At 68.8% G+C, this 23,464-nt stretch carries 27 protein-coding genes and 1 pseudogene; 14 read left to right on the top strand and 14 right to left on the bottom strand.

The window, feature by feature from the left end; all coding sequences use genetic code 11:
* Nucleotides 1-9: 9 nt before the first annotated feature.
* Both ACWDR4_RS00265 and ACWDR4_RS00260 read right to left on the bottom strand, forming a co-directional pair.
* Nucleotides 10-1,122 (bottom strand): hypothetical protein, encoded by a 1,113-nt coding sequence (locus ACWDR4_RS00265; protein WP_450401908.1) that lies wholly within the window; start codon nucleotides 1,120-1,122, stop codon nucleotides 10-12.
* Nucleotides 1,122-1,784, bottom strand: a complete 663-nt coding sequence (locus ACWDR4_RS00260) for an RNA polymerase sigma factor (RefSeq protein WP_450401905.1) — start codon at nucleotides 1,782-1,784, stop codon at nucleotides 1,122-1,124. Before ACWDR4_RS00260 ends, ACWDR4_RS00265 begins: the two co-directional genes overlap by 1 nt.
* A gap of 379 nt (nucleotides 1,785-2,163) precedes the next feature.
* On the opposite strand from ACWDR4_RS00260, the gene ACWDR4_RS00255 reads away from it, so the two are divergent.
* From ACWDR4_RS00255 to ACWDR4_RS00240, 4 genes and pseudogenes are all read left to right on the top strand, one after another.
* Entirely contained in the window at nucleotides 2,164-3,033 is an 870-nt protein-coding gene (locus ACWDR4_RS00255) for a SigB/SigF/SigG family RNA polymerase sigma factor (RefSeq protein ID WP_450401903.1), read from the top strand.
* 56 nt (nucleotides 3,034-3,089) lie between these two features.
* Nucleotides 3,090-3,521 carry a hypothetical protein gene (locus ACWDR4_RS00250; protein ID WP_450401900.1) on the top strand — a complete coding sequence of 144 codons (432 nt, stop codon included), beginning with the start codon at nucleotides 3,090-3,092 and terminating at the stop codon, nucleotides 3,519-3,521.
* A 269-nt stretch (nucleotides 3,522-3,790) separates the two neighbouring features.
* On the top strand, nucleotides 3,791-4,216 hold the full coding sequence (locus ACWDR4_RS00245) for an STAS domain-containing protein (protein WP_450401897.1): 426 nt from the start codon (nucleotides 3,791-3,793) through the stop codon (nucleotides 4,214-4,216).
* A 620-nt stretch (nucleotides 4,217-4,836) separates the two neighbouring features.
* Nucleotides 4,837-5,546: pseudogene (locus ACWDR4_RS00240) on the top strand (GAF and ANTAR domain-containing protein).
* A 47-nt stretch (nucleotides 5,547-5,593) separates the two neighbouring features.
* Here ACWDR4_RS00240 and ACWDR4_RS00235 read toward each other — a convergent pair.
* From ACWDR4_RS00235 to ACWDR4_RS00205, 7 genes are all read right to left on the bottom strand, one after another.
* Nucleotides 5,594-5,779 carry a hypothetical protein gene (locus tag ACWDR4_RS00235; protein WP_450401895.1) on the bottom strand — a complete coding sequence of 62 codons (186 nt, stop codon included), beginning with the start codon at nucleotides 5,777-5,779 and terminating at the stop codon, nucleotides 5,594-5,596.
* Nucleotides 5,776-6,357 (bottom strand): RNA polymerase sigma factor, encoded by a 582-nt coding sequence (locus tag ACWDR4_RS00230; RefSeq protein ID WP_450401893.1) that lies wholly within the window; start codon nucleotides 6,355-6,357, stop codon nucleotides 5,776-5,778. Before ACWDR4_RS00230 ends, ACWDR4_RS00235 begins: the two co-directional genes overlap by 4 nt.
* Before the next feature lie 114 nt (nucleotides 6,358-6,471).
* Nucleotides 6,472-6,813, bottom strand: coding sequence for a DUF6278 family protein (locus ACWDR4_RS00225; protein ID WP_450401891.1), 342 nt, complete (start codon nucleotides 6,811-6,813; stop codon nucleotides 6,472-6,474).
* A 241-nt stretch (nucleotides 6,814-7,054) separates the two neighbouring features.
* Nucleotides 7,055-7,639, bottom strand: a complete 585-nt coding sequence (locus tag ACWDR4_RS00220; RefSeq protein WP_450401889.1) for a hypothetical protein — start codon at nucleotides 7,637-7,639, stop codon at nucleotides 7,055-7,057.
* Nucleotides 7,640-7,714: 75 nt separating this feature from the next.
* Nucleotides 7,715-8,248, bottom strand: a complete 534-nt coding sequence (locus tag ACWDR4_RS00215) for a hypothetical protein (RefSeq protein WP_450401887.1) — start codon at nucleotides 8,246-8,248, stop codon at nucleotides 7,715-7,717.
* Between the two features lie 131 nt (nucleotides 8,249-8,379).
* The gene (locus ACWDR4_RS00210) at nucleotides 8,380-9,114 is read right to left on the bottom strand and encodes a DUF4328 domain-containing protein (protein WP_450401884.1); all 735 of its coding nucleotides are present in this window, start codon (nucleotides 9,112-9,114) and stop codon (nucleotides 8,380-8,382) included.
* Between the two features lie 149 nt (nucleotides 9,115-9,263).
* Nucleotides 9,264-10,868, bottom strand: a complete 1,605-nt coding sequence (locus tag ACWDR4_RS00205; RefSeq protein ID WP_450401882.1) for a beta-N-acetylhexosaminidase — start codon at nucleotides 10,866-10,868, stop codon at nucleotides 9,264-9,266.
* Nucleotides 10,869-11,217: 349 nt separating this feature from the next.
* Between ACWDR4_RS00205 and ACWDR4_RS00200 the strand changes: the two genes are divergently transcribed.
* The 9 genes from ACWDR4_RS00200 to ACWDR4_RS00160 all read left to right on the top strand — a co-directional run bounded on the left by ACWDR4_RS00200 (nucleotide 11,218) and on the right by ACWDR4_RS00160 (nucleotide 18,140).
* Entirely contained in the window at nucleotides 11,218-11,739 is a 522-nt protein-coding gene (locus tag ACWDR4_RS00200; RefSeq protein WP_450401879.1) for a 2-oxo-4-hydroxy-4-carboxy-5-ureidoimidazoline decarboxylase, read from the top strand.
* A 222-nt stretch (nucleotides 11,740-11,961) separates the two neighbouring features.
* Nucleotides 11,962-12,342 (top strand): succinate dehydrogenase, cytochrome b556 subunit, encoded by a 381-nt coding sequence (sdhC, locus tag ACWDR4_RS00195; RefSeq protein ID WP_450401876.1) that lies wholly within the window; start codon nucleotides 11,962-11,964, stop codon nucleotides 12,340-12,342.
* 5 nt (nucleotides 12,343-12,347) lie between these two features.
* The gene (locus ACWDR4_RS00190) at nucleotides 12,348-12,839 is read left to right on the top strand and encodes a succinate dehydrogenase hydrophobic membrane anchor subunit (RefSeq protein ID WP_105973588.1); all 492 of its coding nucleotides are present in this window, start codon (nucleotides 12,348-12,350) and stop codon (nucleotides 12,837-12,839) included.
* 31 nt (nucleotides 12,840-12,870) lie between these two features.
* Complete coding sequence (gene sdhA / locus ACWDR4_RS00185; protein WP_450401874.1) at nucleotides 12,871-14,625, top strand: succinate dehydrogenase flavoprotein subunit; 1,755 nt, start codon at nucleotides 12,871-12,873, stop codon at nucleotides 14,623-14,625.
* A complete protein-coding gene (locus ACWDR4_RS00180) occupies nucleotides 14,625-15,404 on the top strand; it encodes a succinate dehydrogenase iron-sulfur subunit (protein ID WP_105973590.1) in 780 nt (259 codons plus the stop codon). Before sdhA ends, ACWDR4_RS00180 begins: the two co-directional genes overlap by 1 nt.
* A gap of 167 nt (nucleotides 15,405-15,571) precedes the next feature.
* On the top strand, nucleotides 15,572-16,324 hold the full coding sequence (locus ACWDR4_RS00175) for a hypothetical protein (RefSeq protein ID WP_450401870.1): 753 nt from the start codon (nucleotides 15,572-15,574) through the stop codon (nucleotides 16,322-16,324).
* Nucleotides 16,325-16,381: 57 nt separating this feature from the next.
* Nucleotides 16,382-17,170, top strand: coding sequence for a hypothetical protein (locus ACWDR4_RS00170; protein ID WP_450401868.1), 789 nt, complete (start codon nucleotides 16,382-16,384; stop codon nucleotides 17,168-17,170).
* Nucleotides 17,171-17,286: 116 nt separating this feature from the next.
* Entirely contained in the window at nucleotides 17,287-17,904 is a 618-nt protein-coding gene (locus ACWDR4_RS00165; protein WP_450401866.1) for a hypothetical protein, read from the top strand.
* Nucleotides 17,901-18,140: a hypothetical protein gene (locus tag ACWDR4_RS00160; RefSeq protein WP_450401863.1), complete on the top strand. Its 240-nt coding sequence runs from the start codon at nucleotides 17,901-17,903 to the stop codon at nucleotides 18,138-18,140. The genes ACWDR4_RS00165 and ACWDR4_RS00160 overlap by 4 nt, the downstream gene beginning before the upstream one ends.
* A 104-nt stretch (nucleotides 18,141-18,244) precedes the next feature.
* Here the strand turns inward: ACWDR4_RS00160 and ACWDR4_RS00155 are convergent, their stop codons facing one another.
* Nucleotides 18,245-18,895 (bottom strand): Uma2 family endonuclease, encoded by a 651-nt coding sequence (locus tag ACWDR4_RS00155; protein ID WP_450402497.1) that lies wholly within the window; start codon nucleotides 18,893-18,895, stop codon nucleotides 18,245-18,247.
* A gap of 420 nt (nucleotides 18,896-19,315) precedes the next feature.
* Here ACWDR4_RS00155 and ACWDR4_RS00150 point away from each other — a divergent pair, with 420 nt between their 5' ends.
* Nucleotides 19,316-20,695, top strand: coding sequence for an FG-GAP and VCBS repeat-containing protein (locus ACWDR4_RS00150; protein ID WP_450401860.1), 1,380 nt, complete (start codon nucleotides 19,316-19,318; stop codon nucleotides 20,693-20,695).
* A gap of 57 nt (nucleotides 20,696-20,752) precedes the next feature.
* On the opposite strand, the gene ACWDR4_RS00145 is transcribed toward ACWDR4_RS00150, so the two are convergent.
* From ACWDR4_RS00145 to ACWDR4_RS00130, 4 genes are all read right to left on the bottom strand, one after another.
* Entirely contained in the window at nucleotides 20,753-20,902 is a 150-nt protein-coding gene (locus ACWDR4_RS00145) for a hypothetical protein (RefSeq protein ID WP_450401858.1), read from the bottom strand.
* Between the two features lie 488 nt (nucleotides 20,903-21,390).
* Complete coding sequence (locus ACWDR4_RS00140) at nucleotides 21,391-21,924, bottom strand: hypothetical protein (protein ID WP_450401855.1); 534 nt, start codon at nucleotides 21,922-21,924, stop codon at nucleotides 21,391-21,393.
* Between the two features lie 108 nt (nucleotides 21,925-22,032).
* Nucleotides 22,033-22,365, bottom strand: coding sequence for an RNase A-like domain-containing protein (locus ACWDR4_RS00135; protein WP_450401853.1), 333 nt, complete (start codon nucleotides 22,363-22,365; stop codon nucleotides 22,033-22,035).
* 125 nt (nucleotides 22,366-22,490) lie between these two features.
* The gene (locus ACWDR4_RS00130; protein ID WP_450401851.1) at nucleotides 22,491-23,330 is read right to left on the bottom strand and encodes a hypothetical protein; all 840 of its coding nucleotides are present in this window, start codon (nucleotides 23,328-23,330) and stop codon (nucleotides 22,491-22,493) included.
* Nucleotides 23,331-23,464: the final 134 nt, after the last annotated feature.

The following is a 23,464-nucleotide window of genomic DNA, read 5'->3' as shown; positions in this document are numbered from 1 at the left end:
CGTACGGGGTCAGGTGGCCGTCGGCAGCGGCAGGATGCCGTATGTCGGGTCGGAGGCCTCCGGCGCCGGTTCGTTCTGGGGGGCGTCCTCCGCCTTGAGGACGACGAAGGACGTCGGTTCGGGCGTCGGCTTCGTTGCGGCGCGGTCGCCACGGCCCGTGCCGTTGCCGCGGCCCTCACCGCCGCTGCCGTTGCCCTTGTCGTCGCCGGTCACGGCGTTGCCCGTGCCGCCGCTGTCACCGGCGCCGCTCTGGTCGCCCTCGCCCGCCCCCGTGCCCGTACCGGTGTCGGTGTTCGAACCGACGGCCGGTTCGTCCTTCAGGGTGTCCTCGCAGTACTGCGACACCTTCGTGGAGCCCTTGGCCGCCTTCTCCAGGGCCCGTCTGCGCTCCGCCTCCAGCTTCTTGCCGCTGCGCATGTCACGGCAGGAGGAGGCGAGTCCGCTGCGCCAGTCGCCGGGCAGGCTCATGTCGGAGCGCGGCCCCTGTTCCGGGCCGGTCGTGCCCTCCTGGGCCTCCTCGCGCCCGGCGGAGCCGTTGTCGACGGAACCCCCGGTCGTGCTGTCGGGCCTGAGGGACGGGACGCTCTTGCCCCGGGAGCCGTCCGGTGACGGCGAGGCCAGCATCGGGTCGCGCGACTCGGCGGCCGACACGGTGGCGGCGGGACGGCCGGGATCGTCACCGCGGAACGGGTTCGGCAGGACTCCGGACCCGGCGGCCACCGCGACCGAGCCGACCATGCCGGCGGCCAGCGCGGCACCGAGCCCGAGGCGCAGGGGGCGGCCCCAGCGGGCCGGACGGGCACGGGAACCGGAACGCCCGAAGCCGCCCACCCGTATGAGACCCACGTCCCGCCCCGTCTCCGGGCCCAGGCCGGTCACGGCAGCCGTGTCCGTGGTCGGGCGGGCCTTGCGGAAGGCGGCGAGCGCGGCGGCCTCGCCGGGGAGTTCGACGCCGTTCGGCGGAGTGTCCGCGGAGAGGGCGCCCAGGGTCTTGGCGAGTCGCTCGGCCCGGTCGCGGGTCTCGGGGCCCGCGGACGCCAGTGAAGCCTCCAGTGACTCCCCGCTCAGCAAGCGTTCCGCCGTGGCGCGGTCCAGCCACCTGTACCGGTCGTCGTCGGCCATCACATGTCCTTCTGCGTCCGAGAACGCGTATGCGTCACACCGGCCGACGTCACCGCAGGTCCGTGCGGTTCCCGTGGGGGCGGCAGCGCGTCGAGCGCGGCGGTCGCCTCCGGGTCCGCCCCGAGCAGCTCCGCGAGCCGTTTCAGGCCGCGGTGCGCCGCTGTACGTACGGCTCCGGGGCGTTTGCCGAGGGTCTCGGCGGCGGTCTTGGCGTCGAGGCCGACGACCACGCGCAGGACGACGGCCTCGGCCTGGTCCTGCGGGAGCTGGGCGATGAGGGAGAGGGTGCTGTCGGTGGCCAGGGACTCCATGGCCTCGCCGGCCGTGTCGGAGTCGGCGGCCCGGCCGGACAGCTCGGTCTCGTCGCCGCCTATGACCGGGCGGCGCCCGCGCATCCGTATGTGGTCGAGGGCGCGGTTACGGGCTATTCGCGCGGCCCAGCCCCGGAACCGGTCCGCGTCCCCGCTGAACCGGTCCAGGTCACGGGCGATCTGGAGCCAGGCCTCGGACGTCACGTCCTCGGCGTCCGGATCGCCGACGAGCGTCCGTACGTACCCGAGCAACCGTGGGTGCACCGAGCGGTACACAGTCCGGAACGCGGTCTCGTCCCCGGCCTGTGCCGCAAGCACCGCGGTGGTCAGCTCCGCGTCGTCCCCCTGCACCGAGCACACCTCAAGACCTCAGTGGATGCAGTTTCCTGTCGTCCGCAGCCTGTAGCGAAAGGCACGTTACGGCGTGAAACCGCTGCTCGTCCATGTCCGTACAACGCGCAACCAACCCGTGACGCGGTGAGGGTGTGACAGAAAACGCACGCGCGGCGCTGTAGGAGATACGGGCCGCCGCGCGGCCCGTGCCGCGCGACGGCCGGGGCCTCTCCTGTGGGGGGTGGCGGCTCCGGCCGTTGCCCCGGTGTACCGGTGAACCCCGCGTCCGCGTAAGCCCGTATCCCCGTCCCGTTTCATCGCCTCGCCCGCTGAAGACATGCATACGGTCAGCGCGGGCAGGAGAACGCTTCTCCTGTTCTCCACGTAAGGCGGCACCTTGACGTCCACCGTGCACACCCCCGAAGCAACCGTCTGCGCCACGGGTACGCGGGCGGTCGTGGACGACCTGCCGTGGATCGAGGACGGGGCCAAGGTCGCTCCCAAGGACGCGCGCGTGCTGTCCAGGCTCTTCCTGGACCGGCTGCAGGTCCTGGAAGAGGGCACCCATGACCACCAGTACGCCCGCAACACACTGATCGAGATGAACCTGTCCCTGGTGTCCTTCGCGGCCCGCCGGTTCCGCAACCGGGGCAGCGGCGAGATGGAGGACGTCATCCAGGTCGGCACGATCGGCCTGATCAAGGCCATCGACCGGTTCGACCTGTCCCGCGAGGTCGAGTTCTCCTCGTTCGCGATCCCCTACATCGTCGGCGAGATCAAGCGCTTCTTCCGTGACACCACCTGGGCCGTCCACGTCCCGCGACGCCTTCAGGAACTGCGCGTCGACCTCGCCAAGAGCAGGGAAACCCTCGTCACCGAGCGGGGCCGTGCCCCCACGGTGCGGGAACTCGCCGCCCACCTGAACCTGACCGACGACGAGATCATCGAGGGCCTCGTGGCCGCCAACGGCTATGTCGCCGGCTCCATCGACACCCCCGGTGGCGACGACGAGACCGGCAGCGCGCCGACGTACGCGGACACGATGGGCGACGTGGACCCCGCCCTCGACCTGTTCGAGGACCTGCACGCACTCGGTCCGCTGCTGCAGCGACTCGACGACCGGGAACGGGCCATCATCGAGATGCGCTTCGGTCAGGAGATGACCCAGGCGGAGATCGGCCGCGAGCTGAACGTGTCCCAGATGCACATCTCCCGCCTGCTGACCCGCACGCTCACCACCCTCCGTACCGGCCTCCTGGACGCGTGAGGCTCCGTCCCGCTCCAGTCCCATCCGCAGCGAGCACATCGAGAGGAACGCCGGGCATGAGCACCGAGCACGACCCCCTCCACCAGCCGGCCGCACCGATCGTGACCGAGCCTGTGCCGGATCTCCAACTGCAGATGCTGGTACGCCTGATCGGACAGGACGCCCAGGCGGCTCTGCCGCTGACCCTGGTCGTCGGAGGCTGCTTCCTGTACGGCGACCTGATCTCCCATGAGGCATGGGCAGCCGACTGGGCACACGGTCTGCGCGGCGTCGACGGGCCCGGCGCTCAGCTGCTGGAGCGTTTTCCCCAGCTGGTGGACCAGGCGGTCGTCGACAAGCGGGGGCACGAGGCCCCGCAACGGCTGCCTCAGTGGATCCACGTGCGCGACGCCACCGGCGTCACCGGAAACGGCAGGCCCGTACTCATGCCGCTGTGGCGCGGCCGGCTCACAGACGTGTCGGGCTGGTCCCTGGGCAAGCCCGGCTGATCGTGCTGCGCCTTGGCCGAGGCGACCGTGGGAACGGCCTCAGGACTACGCTGCTTACGGACGTCCCAGACCCCGGCGGCCCACCGCTGTTCGGCGCACCCGCCTGCGGAGAGCGGATCACTCGTCCGGTCGCCCAGCGCATCCCGAGGGAACCGGCTGGGTCCGACGCCCCGGAACATCGGCTGCTGGACCGGTCGTTCACCTGCCCGCACGACAGTACGACCGTGCCGGGATCCCGGCACGGTCTCGTGAACCGAGGCACCCCGCCCATGAGCAGCCCACCCACCCTGAACGTCTACCGGTACGACACCGGCCATCGGGCGCTGGTCACGCTGACCGGTGAGATCGACCTGAGTTCGGCGCCGCTGGTGCACGCGTCACTGGAGCGGTGTCTGCGCGACGGCATCCGTGCCATCGACGTCGATGTGACCGCGGTGACCTTCTGCGACTGCAGCGGCCTCAACGCCTTCCTCTACGCCTTGATGCACACCGCCGCTGCCGGAGGGTCCCTGCAACTGCACCACCCCAGCCCGGCGTTGGAGCGGCTCGTCGCCCTCACCGGCTCCGGCTCGCTCTTCCTCAGGCTCCCGGACACCTTCGCCGGGAGCCGGCCGCCCCCGTGGCCCTCTCCCGTGAACCAGGCCGCAGGCCGGCTCCCCACGGCGCTGCCCACGTTCCCGGGCGGTGTGCTGTGACGGCCCCGCCCGGGTCCGTCCGGCCGCGGAGGCGCGCGGACCGCTCGCCACCCGCACGACGCCGCTGAGTCCGCGCCGGTTCAACCGCTGGCAGGCCGAGCGTCTGCGGGAGGACCTGGCGGACCTGTATACGCAGTCCTGCGCCACGCCACCCGGTGGGCCACCCGGTGGGGAGGACCGCGGCCGGAAGGACTTCCTGCGCCGTCTCACCCGGGACACCTGGCGACCGGGGTTCGCCCTGCTGACCGCGCAGGCACCGGACCTGGCGGGGTACGCGTTCGGATACCCCGTGCCGCGTGACGGCTCCTGGTGGAGCGGATTCCGCGGACCGCTCCCGCGAGCGGTCGGGCAGTTCACCGCGTCCGGACAGATCTTCGCCATCAGCGGGATCGTGGTCCGCCCCGCCGAGCGGTACGACGGCCTGGCCGACCGTCTGCAGGAGCGGCTGCTCGCCGACCACCGGGCGCTGCTCGGCGCGACCCTGGTGGACCGGAGCTGTCGCGCGGCCCGTGCCGGGTTCCGGTCACGCGGATGGCGCGACATCGGCGTGGTCTACCGGCCACCGGGCCCCACGGTGCTGGCGCAAACCGGTCCCGAGACACGAGACAAAGGTGCGTGCGATGGATCAGCAGCTCCTTTCCGCGACGTTCGTCGAACTGGCCGACACCCTGGTCGCCGACTTCGACCTGATGGACTTTCTGTGCCTGCTGACCGACCGTTGCGTGGGCCTGCTCGGAGTGAGTGCCGCCGGCGTACTGCTCGCCGACCGCAACGGCGAACTCCGGGTGATGGCCGCCTCCAGCGAACAGGTACGCCTGCTGGAACTCCTCCAGCTCGAGAACGACGAAGGCCCCTGCCTGGAGTGCTTCCGCACCGGCGCACCGGTCTGCGTCCCCGACGTGACCACGCAGATCCACCACTGGCCGCGCTTCGCCGCACAGGCCCACCACAGCGGGTTCGCGGCGGTCCAGGCCGTGCCGATGCGGCTGCGGGACGAGGTCGTCGGCGCCCTGAACCTCTTCCGGACCGACGCCGGCCCCTTCGACCCGGTCGGCACACTCGTCGCCCAGGCCCTGGCCGACGTCGCCACCATCAGCCTGCTCCAGCAACGCTCCCCCACCGCGGCAACGTCCTCAACGAGCAGCTCCAGACCGCGCTCAGCAGCCGCGTACTGATCGAACAGGCCAAGGGCAAACTCGCCGAACGCCTCGACATCGACATGGAACAGGCCTTCTCCGCACTGCGCGCCCGCGCCCGCAACCGCCGCCTCTCCGACCTCGCCCGCACCTTCACCGACGGCACCGAACCCCTCAACGGCCTGATCGTCTGACCACCCACGACCGGCCTCGGTCGGCTGCCCTTGCGGCTCAGGCTCGTTCAGCGCCAGTCGTCCTGGCGCCGGGTGGGTGCCGTCCGGTGCGCCCCGGAGTCCCTGGCCAGGAGAAACGCGGCGATCGCCGCCCGTTCTCCGTCCCCGGTACCCGCACGCAGGGCGGCGGCGAGCAGCCCTGCCAGTTCCCGCTCCCGTGCCCGGCGGGCGTCTGCGCTGTCGTCGCCGTTCATGTCGGTTCCCCCAGTTGCCGGGCGAGGCGCTTCAGGCCCCGGTGTGCGGCCGTACGGACCGCGCCGGGGCGTTTGCCGAGGACGCGGGCGGCGGAGGAGGCGTCGAGGCCGACGACCACGCGGAGCAGGACCGCCTCGGCCTGGTCGCGCGGGAGTCCGGCGACGAGCCCGAGGGCGTACTCCGTGGAGAGGGTCTCCAGGGCCTGGTCCGGGGTGCTGTACGGGCCGGGCAGCTCCAGTACGTCCTCTTCGAGCGCCGTCCCCCGCGGCCGTACCCGTCTTCGGCGCAGCAGGTCGAGGGCGCGGTTGCGGGCGATGGTCGCCGTCCAGCCGCGGAATCCGGCTCCGTCGCCCTTGAACCGGCCCAGGTCGCGGGAGATCTCCAGCCAGGCGTCGGACGCCACGTCCTCCGCCTCGTCGCCGACGAGCCCTCGCAGATAGCCGAGGAGTCCGGGCTGCACGATCCGGTACGCGACCGCGAAGGCCGCCTCGTCCCCGCCCTGGGCACGCGCGACGGCCTCGCCCAGCTCCTTGTCGTACGCCCGTACTCGGCGGGTTTCCCGTCGTCCCTGGCCCAAGCGCTGTCCTCGTCCGTACCGGCGTACCGAGTGGGAGTACGGGTGTGTGTCCGACTGCCCGTCCTCATGGGCATCTGCGTCGTTCGGCACGGAAGTGTCACAGCTCACGCCGGTTCAGACCGCTGTCGCGTCCCGGCACAGCAGCCGCAGCGACCCGTGTCCGGCGAAACAGCGGCGGGCCTCGTCGACCGGGTCCCACAGCCGCCCGTCGGCGGTACGGAGCCAGTGCCCGCCGTCCGCCTCCAGCCACTCGGCGCCCCCGGCCCGGCGCACGATCACCTCGCCCGCGTACGCCCCGAAGCCGCGCAGCACCGACTCCACGGCGGCGTACGGCGGCTGCTCGCGGCGGAGTTCCTCGATCATCCGGTCGACGCGCCACAGACTCTGGGTCGAGTAGTCGAGGCGCAGCCGGGCGCCCTCGCGCATCGTCGCGACGGTGTCGGCGGCCCAGCGCACGGGTTTCGTGGCGGCGTGCGGGCGGGTCCGGGTCGCTCGTTCTGGTGCTCGTTCGGATACTGGGTGTGCTGCTCGGTGTGCTGTCACATTCCAGGAAAGCGTGCAGGTGGCGGCCGGTGTCACCCTGTTTCGGCGACTGCCCGGGATCGGTGCGGGACCGCCGCAGGTCCATCCCAGGACGACCACAGGAACGTCACGGAAGTCGCATTCCGCCGGGGCTTCCTCGGGGCTTCTTCGGGGTTCAGGTCCGTCCGCGTGCGCGTCGTGACACCACCGCGCGCAGCACCCGCCGCCCCTCCGTCGACACTGCCATCGCCTGCCGCAGTCCGCCGGAACCGTGCTCGGCGAGCAGTTCCAGGACCCTGGTCTGGCGCCGCAGCTCGGCCGCGACGAGCGGCGACATGTCCTCCGTACGGCCTTCCCGGTGGGAGTCGACCGAAGAGGCGCCGGTGGCCGAGGCGTCCAGGAGGCGGTGGATGCGGAGGGCGGCGACGGAGCAGGCGTCGGCCCACTCGCGCACCCCGGCGGCGGACCGGGTCTCGGGCGCGGCGGCGAGCATCCGCCGGGCGAGGAGGGTGGCCTCGCCCTCGGCGGAGGCGCCGGAGACGGTCAGGACGTCCGGTTCGTCGAGGTCGAGCTTGAGCCGGGCCTGTTCCAGCCGGGCCGTCCATTCCCCTGCGTCGATGCCGTCGGCGAGGCTGGCCCACAGGGGGCGCAGGATCTCGTCGTCGCCGCCCAGGAGGGCCACGCACCGATCCAAACAAGCCAGTCCGCTGGCTGTCAGGCCGCGCTCGTCGGCCCGAGCGATCAGTTCCACCAGGCTCATGCACGCCTCCCTCGCCAGGGCGCCGGCCTTACGGAGCCCGCGCTTTCCCTTACTGCGTGCAACGTACCCGGCGCGTCACAGCGGCAGAACACCGAGTCGGTCAAGGAACCGGAAGAACAGGTTTTCGGCCAATGGGTCGGGCTCTGAGGTCAGTACGTCGAGGAGCGGTCCGGCGTTCACGGTGTGGCCGGCCTCGGCGGCCCAGTCGATCGCGCGTTCGGCCGCGTCGGCGGGGTCGAGGAAGTAGTCGTCGAGCGTGAGCCCGCCGTCCTCCTCCTCGGCCTCGCTGTCGCCCTGCCCGGCGCCCAGGTACCCCGCCATGGCCTCGCGGGCCAGACAGGTGGTCCAGGCGCCGCTCTCGGGCGCCGCCGCCTCCAGCACCACACAGCGGCTGTCCATGACGTACCCGAAGAGCGCGGGCGCGCCGGTCTCCAGGGCGAGCGTGTTCATGCTGCCGACGTCACCGTCGCCGCTCGGGTACTCCCACACCTGCCAGCCGTCGTCCCGCCGTTCGCGCGAGGTCAGCCCGTCGCGCACCGCGCGCAGGGCGTCGGTCTCGGCGAGCGGCCGCTCGCTCCTGCCCACGATCAAGTAGCCCCAGTAACCCAATGCCTTCCCCCCGGCCTTTCGGTCCTGCCCGCTCTACGGCTCTGCTCGCTCTGTCGCTCTTCTCGCTCTACCCGCGCCGAATAGACCACAGCCGCAAGGGAGTTGGCCAGTGATCCGACGCGCCGGGCGTGTCAGGCGCTCACGGGGGCGGGGCCGCGCGACGCCTTCTCGTGCTGCATCCGGGTGAGCCGGAGCACGACGAGGATCGCGAGAACGGCGGCGGCGATGTCGGCGACGTCCGAGATCAGCACCTGGCCGACGGCGTCCTGGATCTCGTCGGCAGTGTCGGCGTTGCGGTACGCGGTGTACCCGGCCCGGTTGGTGAGGAACCCGAGGATCCACAGCGTCCACCAGGTGTTGACGAGCCCCTGCGGGGCGCGGGTGCCGGCGGGGCCGCTCGCGTCCCAGATGTCGAGCATGATCCGGCGCGGGAACCACAGGTTCACGACCGGCACGAACCAGCCCCAGCCCGCCCAGGCGCGCTTCTTGCTGTGCCCGAACGGGTTGAACACCTCGGCGTTGACCCGTACGCGCAGGAACCAGATCAGGTAGACGACCGTCGTCGCGACGAGGGACGCGGACTGCAGGTATCCGGCGGCAGCGTAGAGCGAGTCCGCGTGGTCGGCGTCGCGCTGGAGGGCGACGTAGGCGTCGTAGTCGACGTCGGCGCCGTCGTTCGCGAGGGAGCCCATCACTTCGTACATGGTGAGGTCGGCGTAGACGGCGAAGAGGTCGACGGCGACGACCACGCCGAGCAGCACGGCGACGGCCTTGCCGAGGCCGACCGGGGAACGGAGCCAGGCGGGGCCGTGGGGCTGGAAGACGGGGCCGGTCGGCGCGGAGAACTGGCTGTGATTGCTGAACATGTGGATCGATCCCCCGACAAGAAGCCGGGCGCGCCCCCTCCCCGGGGGCACGCCCGACACATGAGTACTGGTACGACTCGTACGACTGATGTTCGACTGTGTTACTTACGCGGAACTTACGGTCCAGTCGGCCCGTCCGTCCAGCGGATTCAGCCCAGCCGGTTCGCCAGCGTCCTGAACTGGGTCCAGGACAGGGATGGCTGGGCCCGGGGGTCCCACAGCTTCTGGACGGTCGCCCGCAGCGGCATCCGTATGCCGGCGGCCACCTGGTTCTGCGTCTGCGAGCCGGCGAGGTCGCACCAGACGGCGAAGACCCCGCCGAGTATCTGGCTGCCGTACGTCGAGGAGACGGCCGTACTGCCGCGCAGCACCCGGGGGGTCCACTGCTTGTAGATCCGCTCGCCGGTGGGATAGACGAAGGTGTTCGGCTGGCCGAGCACGTAGTAGAGGTACTCGTCGTTGTAGTTGACGACCTTGCGGCCCGCGCTCAGATACCCGGCCGGCTGCCGGGCGCCGATCTCCTTGCCGGTCCAGTAGGCGACCTGGATGTTCTTGTCCGGCTGGACCGAACTCGACTGGTAGAAGCCGTCGTTCCAGGCGCGTACGGCCGTCCGGTCGTGGGCGCGGACGGTGGCGGCCCGGTCGTTGAGCCAGCCCGTCGCGAGGTCGGAGACGCCGGCGCCTGACCCGTACTTGGCGGTGGCCGCGGCTGCGAGCTGGGGGTAGGAGGCGGCCGGGCTGGAGACCGTCAGGGCCCGGTACTCGTCGCCGCCGAGGTGCCAGGAGGCGCCCGGGAAGAGGTCGGCGTACTCGCCCAGGAGGTCGTCGACGATCTGCGCGGACTCCGGCTTGGAGATGTCGATCGCCCCGCGTGCCGCCGTGCCCTGGGCGTTGGTCAGCTGGAGGTCGGGGTGGGCGGCGAGGACCGCGCCCAGGTGGCCCGGGGAGTCGATCTCGGGTACGACCGTGATGTGCCGGCTCGCGGCGAGGGCGAGGATGCGGCGGACCTCGGCCTTGGTGAGGTGCTGCTGGGAGACGACCTCGGGGTGGCTGTCGGAGGCGATCCGGAAGCCCTGGTCGTCGGAGAAGTGCAGGCCCAGCTCGTTGAACTTGAGGTCGCCCAGCTCCCGGACACGGTCCTCGATCCAGGCCGCCGTGAAGTGCTTGCGCGCGATGTCCAGCATCAGCCCGCGCTGCGCCTTGGCCGGCCGGTCGCGGACGACGCCCTCGGGGGCGGTGCTCCCGCCGCTCACCTCCTGCTTGAGGGTGCGGGTGCCGTAGAAGACGCCGGCCTCGGCGGGGGCGGCGACGGTGACGCGGCCGTTCGTGACGGTGAGGGTGTAGGACTCGGGCCCGCTCTTCGCCTGCCCGGGGGCCAGCTTGAGCTGGACGTCCCCGGCACGGGGGGCGCCGGTCCCGCCGTACGTCATCTTCAGCTCCCCGGCGAGCAGCTTCCCCTCGTCGGCGAGGGCACCGGCGGTGACGACCACACGGGCGGCCGAGGCGGGGCGCCAGCCGGGACCCCTGGCGGGTATGTGCTCGCGTACGGCGGGGATGGTGCGGGGCGTCTTGGACAGGGGGTAGACGCGGGAGGGGGCGGTCGGGGAGGGCGCGGCGGCGGAAGGGGCGCGGGCCGCGTCGGGTGCGGAGGCGGTGGCTCCGGGTATGTCCGAGGAGCGCGCCGCGCCGGTCGACGCGGTGTCGCTGCCGCCGTCCGGGCCGGTGTCGCCGACCGGCCAGAGGGCGACGGTCACTCCCACGGCACCGACAGCGACGAGAACACCGGCCCCGAGAAGCAACCTGGACCCCTGTCCGTGCGTCTTCCGCTCAGGGTTCCGATGGGGGTTCCGATCGGGGGCGCGTCGCCTCCGCCCGGTCACCGGTTCCCACCTGCCCGAGCCTCACGTATCGCCCGCATGCCACGCACCTCCTAGGTCCACCGTACGTTCCGAAACTATCCCGTTCGGGTGAAATTCAGACGCCCGAGGGACAGCTCCTGACCACTCTCGATAATGTGAGCGGCACTTCTCACACGGCAACCCAGAACTCCGAGGACTCACGCTGCCCGCGCACCGTCTTCCCCACCTCTCCGGCCAGCTCGCCATGCCGGCCCAGACGCGCACCGAGTCCCCCTCTCCTACGCCGACAAGCCTGGAGCGGTTCAACACCGGGCCCGCCGCGGACATCGAGCGCGCCCTCCTCACCTGCCTGCGCAGCCTCCGCTGGGCCCGCCGCCTCACCGACCACCGCCCCTACCCGGACCTGGACTCCCTCCTGGCGGCAGCGGACGAAGCGGCGTACGACCTGACCCCGGCCGACCTGTCGGAGGCCCTGGCCGCCGAGTCCCTGCCCGAGCTGCCGGACGGGGTGTACGCGGCGGCCCACACGGCACTGGGGGCGGCGCATGCGGCGTACGAGAGTCGTTTCGGACACGTGTTCGTCATCTGCGTCGACAGCCCCTCCCCGGACGAGGCCCTCAACCAGGTCCTGACCGGCATCCGGTCACGTTTGACAAACGATCCGGAGGAAGAGCGGGTAGTAGCGGCAGAAGAACTCCGCCGCCTGGCAAGGGAACGGCTGGGGAACGCCCTCAGGGGCGCGGGGAACTGCGCGACAAGCCACTGACGGGCCCGCACCCGGCACTCAACCGCAAGCCCCTCCCCCATAGCCGCACCCAAGCCGCACCCAATAGCCCGTACGAGCCTGTTTGATCACATCGGTAGGCCCGCTGTAAGCGTTCCGACAAGTCGTCGCTACGATGGCCGGGGCCGGTGGACCGTACCCGGCCGGGCCCGTCCGACACACCGAGCCGGCGCGGCCCCGATCCCCGCTCCCGGAGGGTTTTCCGTGCCGGCTGGAACGCTGTACCGCGGCCGGGAAGGAATGTGGTCCTGGGTGGCTCATCGAGTCACCGGCGTCCTCATCTTCTTCTTCCTGTTCGTACACGTCCTGGACACCGCTCTCGTCCGTGTCTCCCCCGAGGCCTACGACAAGGTCGTGGCCACGTACAAGACGCCGATCGTCGCCGTGCTGGAGTACGGCCTCGTCGCCGCAATCCTCTTCCACGCGCTCAACGGTCTCCGCGTCATCGCCGTCGACTTCTGGTCGAAGGGCCCGCGCTACCAGAAGCAGATGCTGTGGTCCGTCGTCGGCCTGTGGGTCGTGCTGATGATCGGGGCGATCTACCCCGTCCTCGGTCACGCCGCTCGTGAACTGTTCGGGAGCTGACGCACATGGCGACGACTGAATCCACCGCCTCGGGCATCGGCCCCGTCGAGGGCGCGGGCGCGTTCTCCGGTTACGACGCCGACAACCCGGCGCCCCTGATCGAGGCCCCGCGCAAGCGCACGAAGAAGACCCCCAAGTCCACCCGGGGCAACTTCGAGATGTACGGCTGGCTGTTCATGCGGCTGTCCGGCATCGTCCTGGTCGTGCTGGTCCTGGGCCATCTCCTGATCCAGCTGGTGCTGGACGGCGGTGTCTCCAAGATCGGCTTCGCCTTCGTGGCCGGCCGCTGGGCCTCCCCGTTCTGGCAGGTCTGGGACCTGCTGATGCTGTGGCTGGCGATGCTGCACGGCGCCAACGGCCTGCGCACCGTCATCAACGACTACGCGGAGCGCGCGAACACCCGGCTGTGGCTCAAGGGCCTGCTCTACACCGCCACGGTGTTCACGATCCTGCTGGGCACGCTGGTGATCTTCACCTTCGACCCGAACATCCGCTAGGCCACGGTGCTGAGGGACTGAGGAAATCCTGATGAAGATCCACAAATACGACACCGTCATCGTCGGCGCGGGCGGCGCCGGTATGCGCGCCGCGATCGAGTCGACGAAGCGCAGCCGTACCGCCGTACTGACGAAGCTCTACCCGACCCGCTCCCACACGGGCGCCGCGCAGGGCGGTATGGCCGCCGCGCTCGCCAACGTGGAGGAGGACAACTGGGAGTGGCACACCTTCGACACGATCAAGGGCGGTGACTACCTGGTCGACCAGGACGCCGCCGAGATCCTGGCGAAGGAGGCCATCGACTCGGTCCTCGACCTGGAGAAGATGGGCCTGCCGTTCAACCGGACGCCCAACGGGACGATCGACCAGCGGCGATTCGGTGGCCACTCCCGTAACCACGGAGAGGCGCCCGTCCGCCGCTCCTGCTACGCGGCCGACCGCACCGGTCACATGATCCTCCAGACGCTCTACCAGAACTGCGTGAAGGAGGGCGTGGAGTTCTTCAACGAGTTCTACGTCCTCGACCAGCTGCTCGTCGAGGTCGACGGGGTGAAGCGGTCCGCGGGCGTCATCGCCTACGAACTCGCCACCGGTGAGATCCACATCTTCCAGGCGAAGGCCGTGATCTACGCGTCCGGCGGCTGCGGCAAGTTCTTCAAGGTGACGTCGAACGCGCACACGCTGACCGGTGACGGCCAGGCGGCGGTCTACCGTCGCGGACTGCCGCTGGAGGACATGGAGTTCTTCCAGTTCCACCCGACCGGCATCTGGCGCATGGGCATCCTGCTGACGGAGGGCGCCCGTGGTGAGGGCGGCATCCTCCGCAACAAGGACGGCGAGCGCTTCATGGAGAAGTACGCGCCGGTGATGAAGGACCTGGCGTCGCGTGACGTCGTGTCCCGCTCCATCTACACGGAGATCCGCGAGGGCCGTGGCTGTGGCCCCGAGGGCGACCACGTGTACCTGGACCTGACACACCTTCCCCCGGAGCAGCTGGACGCCAAGCTCCCGGACATCACCGAGTTCGCGCGCACCTACCTGGGCATCGAGCCGTACACGGACCCGATCCCGATCCAGCCCACCGCGCACTACGCGATGGGCGGCATCCCGACGAACGTCGAGGGTGAGGTGCTGAGCGACAACACGACCGTCGTCCCGGGCCTGTACGCGGCCGGAGAGGTCGCGTGCGTATCCGTCCACGGCGCCAACCGCCTGGGCACGAACAGCCTCCTGGACATCAACGTGTTCGGGAAGCGGGCCGGGATCGCGGCGGCGGAGTACAGCCAGAAGGCCGACTTCGTCGAACTCCCCGAGAACCCCGCGGAGTTGGTGGTCTCCCAGGTGGAGCACCTGCGCGACTCCACGGGCACGGAGCGGGTCGCCGCACTGCGCCTGGAACTCCAGGAGACCATGGACGCGAACGTCATGGTGTTCCGTACCGAGCAGACGATCAAGACGGCGGTGGAGAAGATCGCGGAACTCCGCGAGCGCTACCGGAACGTGTCGATCCAGGACAAGGGCAAGCGGTTCAACACGGACCTCCTTGAGGCCATCGAGCTGGGCAACCTGCTCGACCTCGCCGAGGTCATGGCGGTGTCGGCCCTGGCCCGCAAGGAGTCGCGCGGCGGTCACTACCGCGAGGACTACCCGAACCGCGACGACGTCAACTTCATGCGCCACACCATGGCGTACCGCGAAGTGGGCGACAACGGCACCGAGTCCATCCGTCTCGACTACAAGCCGGTCGTCCAGACCCGCTACCAGCCGATGGAGCGTAAGTACTGATGGCAACCCCTGTTCTGGACAAGGCGGACGCGGCCGGCGAGCCCGAGCCCGGCTTCGCCGACTCCCCGTACATCACGGTCACCTTCCGCATCCGCCGCTTCAACCCTGAGCTGGCGGCCGAGGCGGTCTGGGAAGACTTCCTGCTGGAGATCGACCCCAAGGAACGCGTCCTCGACGCCCTGCACAAGATCAAGTGGGACCAGGACGGTTCGCTGACGTTCCGTCGTTCCTGCGCGCACGGCATCTGCGGCTCGGACGCCATGCGGATCAACGGCAAGAACCGCCTTGCCTGCAAGACGCTGATCAAGGACATCAACCCCGCGAAGCCGATCACGGTCGAGCCCATCAAGGGTCTGACGGTCCTGAAGGACCTGGTCGTCGACATGGAGCCGTTCTTCCAGGCGTACCGCGACGTGATGCCCTTCCTCATCACGAAGGACACGAACGAGCCGACGCGCGAGCGCTTCCAGACGGCGGAGGACCGGGAGCGGTTCGACGACACGACCAAGTGCATCCTGTGCGCGGCGTGCACGTCGTCGTGCCCGGTGTTCTGGAACGACGGCCAGTACTTCGGCCCGGCGGCGATCGTGAACGCCCACCGCTTCATCTTCGACTCGCGTGACGAGGCGGGCGAGCAGCGCCTGGAGATCCTGAACGACCGGGACGGTGTCTGGCGCTGCCGGACGACGTTCAACTGCACGGACGCGTGCCCGCGTGGCATCGAGGTCACGAAGGCGATCCAGGAAGTGAAGAGGGCGCTGATCACTCGGCGGTTCTGACCTTCTGGGCGTTCTGATTGCTTTGGGCGTTCTGATTGCTTTGGGCGTTCTGATTGCTTTGGGCTTTTTGCTCTCGTTGCCCTCCGGTGGCCGTGCCTCTGTTTCGACAGGGGCACGGCCACCTGGCGTTACGGCCCTTGCGGCCGGTCACTACGATTGTCGTGACAATGGGAATCGTTTGGAGTGGACGGGCCATGGTGGACGGCGTCGAGAACCAGGCGGCACAGGGGTCGCGGTTTCGGGTGTGGGTCGGGATCGTCCTGCTCGCGGCGGGCTGTTTCGTCGCCGGGGACGCGGCCCGGCGGATCGGCGAGGCGCTGGCGTTCGGCGCCCACCGGTGGCCGTGGATCCTCCTGACGGTGGCCGTACTCAACCTGCTCCGCTCAGCGCTGCCGACGGGTTCGTACATCGGCCCGCTCGTCCTCGGCGCCGTCGCCCTGGTCGGGCTGGCGATGTCCGACAGCGTCGGCCCGCAGGAGGTGGAGGACATCGCCCTGCCCGGCGTACTGGTGCTGGCTGGTACCGGGCTCGCGCTGGCGGCCTCGCACGATGTACGGACGACCAGCTGGAGCCGGTTCCTGACGACCGGCCGGGTCATCCTGCCGAAGGGGGCGCACGGGCCGGTCACCGTCCGCGCGGTACTGGGCGACCTGCGCGCCGACCTGACCCAGGCATCGCCCGACGACGAGACGACGGTACGTCTGACTGCGATCGGGGGCCATGTGCAGGTGACGGTCCCGAAGGACCGGGCTGTGCGGGTGCACACGTCGGGGGCGGTGCTGACGCATGTCGGGGAGTCGGGGGCCGATCCGGTGGAACCGGGTGCCTCCTCGGATTCCTCGGATTCCTCGGATTCCTCAAAGGGGTTCACGATCCATGTGGTGGGGGTCTGCGGGGCGGTGGGCATCGTGCGGGTGTGATCCACAACTGCACTGCTGGGCTAGGAACTTGGTCAACTCCCGTTACAGACTGGGCACATGACCAACCTGAGGAAAGCGATCGCAGCACTGTCGGCCGTCGCGGCGGCAACGGCCACGCTGCTCGCGATACCCCCCACGGCCTCGGCAACTCCCGCCCCGCACAAGACACTTGCCCGGGAGAACTTCGACCGTCTCCCCCTCGGCCCGGTCACCGCCGGCCGTGGCTGGACGACAGACACCTCCAACGGCACCCTGACCGTCGCCCCGAGCTCGACCGGCAAGGGCCGCGAACTCCGCATCCGTACAGAGGGCAACGGCCGCGCGTTCGTCGTCTTCCCCGACCTCTCGGCGCCCGGCAACAGTTACTGGGCCCGCCTGCGCCTACGCGTGGACGCGTTCCCGACGGCGCCCGACTGGGCCCACTGGACGATCGCGGAGGCCTCGGGCGCCGACTCCCCCACCCTCGTACGCCCGTTGGGCGGCCAGTACGCCCCCACGGACAACGGCAACTTCTGGGGCGTCGGCTCCGACCTGGGCCCGACGGGCGACTGGACGTCGTGGAAGACCTCGGCACCGGCGGTGGCGGGGAGCTGGCAGTGCGTGGAGTTCCATCTGGACGCCAGGGACAACCGGGTCACGGTGTACATGGACGGGGTCGAACAGTCCGACCTGACGGTCTCCACAAAGAACCACGGCGGCACGGCGGACGACTTCACCTTCCCGACGTTCGATGAGTTGAAGCTGGGGTGGCAGCTGTACCAGGCCGACCCGACGCCGTCGTCGTACGAGATGCGAGTGGATGACATCGCGTTGAGTACGGGACGGGTCGGGGGTTGCGGGGACTGACGCATCAGGCCAGTGGGCGGAGTGGTTCGGCTGCTCCGCCCACTGGCTGGAGCGGCCGAACCACCGGGTGGTCTGGTCGTTCACATGATGAAGCGGCAGCAGAAAGAGGCACGTCAATGACCACCTTCCACTCATGGGACGAAGTCAAGGAGGAGGTCTTCGACGCCGAGGACCTGGACGAGATCGCCGCCGGATCCGATTTATTCCGCTTTCCTCCCGTTCCCTGTCGCGCGAAGAACATCCGAGCTACTGCGGATGTCATGACTGAGGCCTACGAGGACGTGCCCTTCAGTGAACTGCTCCACCACCCGGCTGCGACCACGCGGAGGCTCGACGCTGTCCGCGCACTGCGGCTACGGCGGCGCGACGCGGGGGACCTCGCGCTGATGCGGGTCGACCAGATGGAGCGGGATGCCACAGTCGTGGACTTCACCTCACGTCTGCTCGCCGGACTGGTCCGCACCGAGAACATCGAGGCTCTGCGCCAAGCCCTGTCCGAGGCCCTGCCGTGGAGCACTTTCCTGCCCGCCGAGGATGTCGACACGCTCCTCGCGGAACTGGTGGACACCGCACGCAGCGCGGTGGCCCTGGACAATCTCGCCCCCATCGCGCTCCTGCTGACCCAGTGGCGGCACAGCGCCGAGATCTACGCGGACCCCGCCCTGCTGGCCATAGTCACCCGCGTGCCGGAAGGCGACCTCGGCCCCGTACCCATGCCCCAGGGCAAGGAGTGACCCCCAAGCGCGGAGACCGAGCCGCGCCACCTCCGATCGGCGACGAGTACGACATCCGCTTCGCCAACACCGAAGCCGCCGCCGACTGGGAACACCCCTCCCGCCACGCGGCAGGCAACCCGCGCCGCGCCTTCGAGAAGATCCGCGCCGCCCCACGCGCCCTGGACAACCCCGACCGTCAGCACCAACTCAAAGGCAGGCTCGGGACCAGGGCGCTGATCACGCGCCGTTTCTGAGTCCAGCCCGGTCCGGTTCCAGTTCGGTTCCGCTACGGCGGTCAGGGCCCCGTCTCCCAGTTACGCGCCGGGGCGGGGCCCTGTGTGTATGTCAGGTACGTATGTCAGACGTCCGGTGTGCCCGGACCGGAGTCGTTCCCGTCGGCCGTTCCCTGGGCTTCCGCCTTGGCCTCGATGATGAACGCCGATGTGTCGAGTTCGAAGTCGAACGGGGCGGGGACACGCACGGGCCGCCCGAAGGGCACATTGGTCCGCGACCGGTAACCCTTCGGAGACGGATCCCAGAAGACGTTGATCTCCTGCATCTTCATGTCGAGCAGGAGATACACGGGCACGATCCGCCCGTAAGTGTCCAGCTTGTCGAGCCAATCGACATCTTTGGTGGAGTCGGAGGTCAGCTCGGCAGCGAGGGAGAGGGCGGTTGCATCGGCGTGGCGGCCTTCGTCGTCGAAGGCTGCTTCGTCGGCGACGTGGAGGTCAGGCCCGAAGCCGCGCTCGAATCCAGGGAACCTGAAGAGAAAGGGCGCCACATCGGCGTCGTGCCCCTCTGGGACGTGGGGCTCCAGCTGCAACCGCAGAGCCTTCATCACCCTCTTGTAACGCAGCTTCGACCACGGCGACACGACGATCTTCCCCCGGATGAGTTCGGCCTTGTAGCCGGCAGGTGTGTCCATCTCCTCGACGATCCGGAGCATGTCCTCGAAGGACCCGGCCGCAGGAGCGTCTACGTCTATGACTGTCGGACGCTCGGTCATGATGGTCACCACAGTTCTCCACTGGTTACAGAGCGTGTCACGCCTTCCACCATAGCGCCGGGCTGTCCCGGCCGCCGCCCTGTGCTCGATCCGGCCGAGGCCGATGGAGACCGCCAGGAGTTCGTCGGGCTGGGGCCAGCGGCGAAGCCGTCCTCACCCTCGGACGGAATCGATCGCCGCGTGGGAGAACCCCTGCCGCAGGAAAACCGCTGAGCCCCGGCGCACAACCTTCTGGGTACATCGCGGGTCCTATCTGCGCTTCCCGCTCCGGCGGCGACGCCACCGCCCCGACCAGCGCAACCGACTCCGGTACCCGGACGCCGTTCACGCGCGGTACGGAAAGGCAGTACAGCCATGTCCGGACGGGAGCGACCAGACCACCGCGGGCAGCCGCAGGGCCCCGCGTACCGCAGGAGACACATGTCCATACACACCACCGGTCGCCTGGTCCTCGCGACGGCAACGTCCGTCGCGCTGGCCGGCGGCTTGCTCACCCTGTCGGCGGGCTCCGTGACCGCGGCCACCGCGGCCAAGTACGCCGACGACTACAACGGCGACGGCTTCCGCGACTACGCGTTCGGGGACGGCGGCGACTCGGTCACCGTGACCTACGGGACCGCGACGGGTCCCGGTACGAAGAGCAAGAGGTTCACGCAGAACAGCGCGGGTATCCCGGGTACGTCCGGGGACGCCGGAGGGTACGCCGACGGATTCGGCGGCTCCCTCGCGAACGCCGACCTCAACCGGGACGGGTACGCCGATCTGGTCGTCGGCGACCGGTCCGAGAAGGTGAGCGGCAAGACCGCGGCGGGCGCGGTCACCGTCCTGTGGGGCGCCAAGGCGGGCCTGGGTGCCAAGGCGACCCGCATCCCGGTCACGGCCAACTCCTACTACGGCTTCGGCACCGCGCTCGCGACCGGCGACTTCAACGGCGACGGCAAGCCGGACCTGGCCGTGGCCGACGGAGTCGGGACGGTCTACATCTACCGTGGCGGCATCGGCCCGGCCGGTACGACGGGCAAGGTCACCAAGCACAACCACTGGAACCTGGGCGAGACCACCGCGCTCGTCGCCGGACGGGTCACGAAGGACAAGGCCACGGATCTGTACGTCCTCGGCCAGGGGTACAAGGGCGACAACGGGATGACCCAGGCCGCCTGGTTCCTGCGCGGCGGCGCCACGATCACGTCGGGCAGGCTCACGACGTACAACAACTCGCAGCCCGACTACGGCCCGACGGGTGTCATCGCCGACTTCGACAAGAACGGCTACGGCGACCTCGCGGTGAGCGACGTCCCGCACAGCAAGAGCGCGGGCTCGGTCGTCATCCTGCGCGGGAGCAGCACCGGCCCGGTGAGCACGTACTCCCGCCTGACGCAGGCGACTTCGGGCGTCGCCACGAACCCCACGAAGGGCGACGGCTTCGGCTACTCCCTCTCCGCCGGCGACACCAACCGCGACGGCTATCCGGACCTCGCGGTCAGCGCCACCGGCGAGAAGGTCGGCTCGGTCGCGAACGCGGGCGGCGTCCACGTCCTGCGCGGCAGTAGGAACGGCCTGACCGGCGCGGGCTCCAAGTGGTTCACACGAGCCACGGCGGGCGTCCCGGGCAACGCCGCCCAGTACCAGATGTTCGGCCTCGGCATCCGCCTGCGCGACATCGACCGGGACGGCGACGCGGACCTGCTGATCTCGGGGCAGAACGGCAGCGGGAATGTGTTGCTCCGGTCGGCGGGGGCTAGTGGTGTGACGGTGGGGGCTGCGAGTGAGGTGGGGGTTCGGGCCGGGTTTCCGCAGTAGGGGGACCCTTGGCCCGGTGAGGGGCCCGGTGACCGACGTGGGTTGGTTGCCTGTCGGTCACCGGGTCCTGGGAGGTGCGCGTGCGCACTGTGCGCCCAACCCCCAGCCGGGGCCGGAGTTGGCGTCCACGTACGCCATCACGACCACGTCGTCCGGGGCGACGATCAGCCCGTCGCAGTGACGGCATACGTGCAGCGCCGCTGTCATGACACTTCCCCGGACTGGGCGTGGCAGGCGCATCAGCAACAGCCCAGTTCCATGAGGCAAGGGCACGTCCTCGGTCTGGCGCCAGGTGCGATGCAGATCCGCGTACTCGGGTCGCTGCACGACCGTGCATTCCGCCGACGGGGGCGGGAGCCGAGCGATCCGGGGACCCAGTCACCGTGGCTGCGGATGCTCTTACTCAAAGCCGCCATGGCCGCAGCCACCATCGAGAAGCACGGCACGGCCCCTGGCCTCCTAGATGAGGCAGGGGCATCACGCCACGCAGTTAGGTTCTGACGGCAACGCGATGTACACCGCTTACGGGCCAACGAACGTTGCCGTGCACCGCGTTGCTACGTACGTGGGGCTCCGCGAAGACGCCGAAGCCGTCGCCGCCGCAGAGGGCGTTCCGGCCCCTGTCTCGATGCTGTGCCACGCGAACGAGCAAAATCCGCAACCAGTTTCACAAGTTCCGACGGATCCCGTCGAGATCAACCAACCAGAAATGAGATACGCGATACAACAAATTCCCCGTAGGAAAATTCTTGCCCCAGCTCCACAAATCTCGAATATCGATCACGGTCGATCGCGAACGAACACTCCATAATAACCCTCAGGAGCACTCTAAAAGCGAGCTCTGGGCAGATATTCGAAGCGCACTCTCTCAGCGCCGAGACGACACCTGGGACGCCCACAGGAAGACTGTTCGCAATCGCTTCACTCAGTGCAGAATCAAGTTCGTCGATTTCCGCAGTGACCCTGCCGATGAGGCCGCTATATACACTTGCACCTACTTCGACATTTGCGTATGTGCCAGCTTGGGCAAGACCACTTTCGCAGATATCTGCAATTTCCTGGAACCAATCCAATCCACTGACCGAATCACAATCGAGGCGATGATAGGAGCCGGTCGCGCATTCCCAGATAGTGGCAACTGTGTCAGCGTCATCACTAGCTACCAGCCTGAGCGCATCCTCGGCAAGCGCGAGCACGTACAGATCTGACGTTTGGGCGACATAACTCATGACCACATCTCGCGCGCTTCCCAACAGCCTCCAGTCTTGATGGAACATAGAGGCTAGATGCGTGATGCCGAAGTCATCCTCGGTAAACCTGCTCCCCACAGAGATCACCTATCTCGGATATGCGGTCGACACATAATATCCACCCGGATACCCAGGGGCACGCTGAAGGACTATTGTGTACGCGTTACTTGTTGGGGTAATGGATCCGCTCGCATCAGCCCTCACCCCGATTGGATTATTGGCGCCAAATCTACCCTTGATTTCCAGCGGCCCCACGCCACCACCTCGGAGCCAGTTTCCGATGCGCCTCTGGCTTGACGCAATTCCATAGTCGACGACTTGTTGGGCAGTCTGGAGATCAGTGAAGCGAGACTTCACTCCCGAAGTTTGCGCCATCTGCCTCAGCCGCTGATCGCTTACATTCACATGCTCGTCGAGCACGTGCGCAGCCGGGAATCGGGCGTGGTGTGCGTCGTGGCTCTACGGTACGCCGCACGGACCAACTACGGGCACAAGCAAGGAACCTGCCAGAACACTCCATTACCAGCTCATGCAGGCCGAACTTGTTACCTGGGACCCCGCTCAAACTGACCGGCATCCTCCGGAACGAACCGGACCTCGGGGTTTGCCGGATCGAACCGCGGAAGGCCAGGGGGTAGGACCGGGGCCAGGTTCTCGAACGTCCTGCGCATTGCCTCGTCTGAGTACCCTGAGATCGTCTCGGTCGCCTGCAGCACAGTCCCACCCGACGCGAGAGGGACGACTCGGTGAAAGGCACCGGTCCGCTCCAGGAAGTCAGCCCCACCCAACTCTTCGGTCAGCTCCTCAGGACACACCGTGACCCATGCATAACCACGTAGAAAATTCCGCGCCTCGGCAACTGACCTCCAGATTTTTCTCCTCAGGACCGCATCGAGGTTCGTCTTTTGCTGCATTGGCTCACCTACGCAGACCCGACCGAATGCCGGGTTCACCGAGTTCAATGCCGAAATCAGGAAGCCAACGAGGGAAGTGCAAAATATAGCATCGTCGACTCTCGCTGTATCGTCTCCGCTCAGCAAAAGCTGGACTTCGACATTGGGCTGCCTCACCAAAATACTCGAACTACTCACATGCACCGCTGGCTGCTCCGAGTCGGAGAGCGTGACTACTGCAGCCGCAACCTCAGGGCCCCGCATCAACTCCAGGCGCATCGAGTCCCATTCACCCGAGGCAAGTGAGAATTCCCTGTATTTCTCGCCATCCCGCATCTGTGACGTCGCGAGTGATGTGGCGGCGCCTCTGCGCTCAAGTTCCATGAATTCGGCCAGCGGCCCGACGAGAGCCGCCTCGAACCAGGACGCGATTCCCTTTCCCGCCCCACCTTCCGTCTTGGAATCGAGGGTCACGCTCACCAGCAAGCTCACCGAAGACCTCCTTGTTCACACTGTATGCCGTCAGCACACACTCGATCCATTTGCCAATGGACACCTCTGATGCGATTCAGGCAGTTCTTGCAGCCGCCTCTCAGCTGGTACAGCGACCCTTGCGAGTATGCCCG

Source organism: Streptomyces sp. NPDC000878 (assembly GCF_053599695.1).
Note: the sequence above shows the minus strand (reverse complement) of the source record. Positions and strands in the feature narration are given on the sequence as shown.

Coding starts and splice junctions, on each gene's coding strand:
- ACWDR4_RS00265 (WP_450401908.1), bottom strand. CDS start 1,122: ATGGCCGACGACGACCGGTACAGGTGGCTGGACCGCGCCACGGCGGAA.
- ACWDR4_RS00250 (WP_450401900.1), top strand. CDS start 3,090: ATGAGCACCGAGCACGACCCCCTCCACCAGCCGGCCGCACCGATCGTG.
- ACWDR4_RS00245 (WP_450401897.1), top strand. CDS start 3,791: ATGAGCAGCCCACCCACCCTGAACGTCTACCGGTACGACACCGGCCAT.
- ACWDR4_RS00235 (WP_450401895.1), bottom strand. CDS start 5,779: ATGAACGGCGACGACAGCGCAGACGCCCGCCGGGCACGGGAGCGGGAA.
- ACWDR4_RS00220 (WP_450401889.1), bottom strand. CDS start 7,639: ATGAGCCTGGTGGAACTGATCGCTCGGGCCGACGAGCGCGGCCTGACA.
- ACWDR4_RS00210 (WP_450401884.1), bottom strand. CDS start 9,114: ATGTTCAGCAATCACAGCCAGTTCTCCGCGCCGACCGGCCCCGTCTTC.
- ACWDR4_RS00200 (WP_450401879.1), top strand. CDS start 11,218: ATGCCGGCCCAGACGCGCACCGAGTCCCCCTCTCCTACGCCGACAAGC.
- ACWDR4_RS00190 (WP_105973588.1), top strand. CDS start 12,348: ATGGCGACGACTGAATCCACCGCCTCGGGCATCGGCCCCGTCGAGGGC.
- sdhA (WP_450401874.1), top strand. CDS start 12,871: ATGAAGATCCACAAATACGACACCGTCATCGTCGGCGCGGGCGGCGCC.
- ACWDR4_RS00180 (WP_105973590.1), top strand. CDS start 14,625: ATGGCAACCCCTGTTCTGGACAAGGCGGACGCGGCCGGCGAGCCCGAG.
- ACWDR4_RS00175 (WP_450401870.1), top strand. CDS start 15,572: ATGGGAATCGTTTGGAGTGGACGGGCCATGGTGGACGGCGTCGAGAAC.
- ACWDR4_RS00170 (WP_450401868.1), top strand. CDS start 16,382: ATGACCAACCTGAGGAAAGCGATCGCAGCACTGTCGGCCGTCGCGGCG.
- ACWDR4_RS00165 (WP_450401866.1), top strand. CDS start 17,287: ATGACCACCTTCCACTCATGGGACGAAGTCAAGGAGGAGGTCTTCGAC.
- ACWDR4_RS00155 (WP_450402497.1), bottom strand. CDS start 18,895: ATGACCGAGCGTCCGACAGTCATAGACGTAGACGCTCCTGCGGCCGGG.
- ACWDR4_RS00150 (WP_450401860.1), top strand. CDS start 19,316: ATGTCCATACACACCACCGGTCGCCTGGTCCTCGCGACGGCAACGTCC.
- ACWDR4_RS00145 (WP_450401858.1), bottom strand. CDS start 20,902: ATGACAGCGGCGCTGCACGTATGCCGTCACTGCGACGGGCTGATCGTC.
- ACWDR4_RS00140 (WP_450401855.1), bottom strand. CDS start 21,924: ATGAGTTATGTCGCCCAAACGTCAGATCTGTACGTGCTCGCGCTTGCC.